Raw genomic sequence first — 1384 nt, 5'->3', positions numbered from 1 at the left:
TCGATAGCGTCACCGCGCGCGGCGCCGCCCATTCCGCCGTCCCGATCGACGTGCGTGAGCAGGTCCTCACGGAGCCGCTCGGCCAGCCGGTGCCGGCGCCGGTCGCCGCGCACGTGGTTCGCGCACACCCGCCGCGCCACGCCGTACAGCCAAAGCCGTCCGTCCCGGCCCTGCGGCACGTCGTCGATACGTCGCCATGCGACCAAGAAGGTCTCGGCCACGATGTCGGCGGCATCGTCGGCAACCTGCACACGCCGTAGCGCGTACCCGAGGACGGCCCGTGACTCAGCGGTGAACAGGTCCTCGAACCGCGCCCTATGCGTGATCAGATGATCATCTCCTTGAACGCGTGCTCCTGTCAGGATCGACACGCTGACTTCCTTTCCGTTGAAGGCTGGCACTGTGGCATGTCCGGCGTCACCGCATGCGTTTCATGCCGGGAAGAATGGACCGAGTGACCCGCTCCCCTTCAGACGTGCCCGTCCGGCTTCTGCTCACTCTGGCGCTGGGAACCGTGCTCAACCCGCTGAACTCGTCGATGATCGCCGTCGCCCTGATCAGCCTGCAGCGGGACTTCTCGGTCGGGATCGCCACCTCGACCTGGCTGGCGTCGAGCTTCTACCTCACGGCCGCGGTGTGCCAGCCGCTGATGGGCCGGTTCGCGGACCAGTTCGGCGCCCGGCGGCTGTTCATCACTGGACTCGCGCTGATGGCCACCGTGTCGGCTCTCGCACCGCTGGCGCCGGGTTTCGGTTGGCTGCTGGTGGTGCGGGTGCTACAGGCGGTGGCGACGTCGACGGCCTATCCGTGCGCGCTCATCCTCATCCGGCATGCGGCACGCCCGGCCGCGAGCCAGTCCGGCGCACCACCGGCCGGCGCTCTCGCCACGCTGACCGTCGCCGGTTCGGTCAGTGCCGCGTTGGGTCCGGTGCTGGGCGGGCTCCTGGTCGCGGTTGCGGGCTGGGAGGCGGTCTTCCTCATCAATGTCCCGATCACCATCGCCGGCGTCATCACGGCCGTGCGGGTGCTTCCAACGGCGACCGCACACTCCGGCGGATCCTGGAGGCTCGGCGACCTCGATCTCCCGGGAATCGCCCTGTTCGCAGGATCGCTCAGCGCCCTGATCGTTCTGGTGTTGTCCTTCGCGGAGGAGCCCAGATGGTTGTTGCTGCCGGTGGTCCTCGCCGCCCTCGCGCTGCTGGTCTGGCGCGAGCTCGCCGTCGACCAACCGTTTCTGGACATCCGCGGGCTCGTCGCGGGACGGGACCTGGCGACCGTGCTCGCCCAGCAGGGCGGTGTGAACCTGGTCTTCTACTGCGTCTTCTTCGGTATGCCGATGTGGCTGGAACACGTCCGCGGCTTCACACCGGACGCGGTCGGCCTG

Annotated in this window: 2 protein-coding genes; one reads left to right on the top strand and one right to left on the bottom strand. The window is 68.7% G+C overall.

Translation table 11 applies throughout. The features are described from left to right. A partial coding sequence (locus ELR45_RS39240; protein ID WP_276320735.1) for an RNA polymerase sigma factor occupies positions 1-371 on the bottom strand: 371 nt, incomplete at its 3' end. An 83-nt stretch (positions 372-454) separates the two neighbouring features. On the opposite strand from ELR45_RS39240, the gene ELR45_RS26940 reads away from it, so the two are divergent. After that, on the top strand, positions 455-1384 hold a 930-nt coding region (locus ELR45_RS26940), incomplete at its 3' end, for an MFS transporter (protein WP_165368127.1).

Source organism: Phytoactinopolyspora endophytica, assembly GCF_004138495.1.
GTDB classification, from domain to species: Bacteria; Actinomycetota; Actinomycetes; order Jiangellales; family Jiangellaceae; genus Phytoactinopolyspora; species Phytoactinopolyspora endophytica.
The sequence above is the reverse complement of the archived record's forward strand: the minus strand, read 5'-3'. Positions and strand labels throughout refer to the sequence as shown.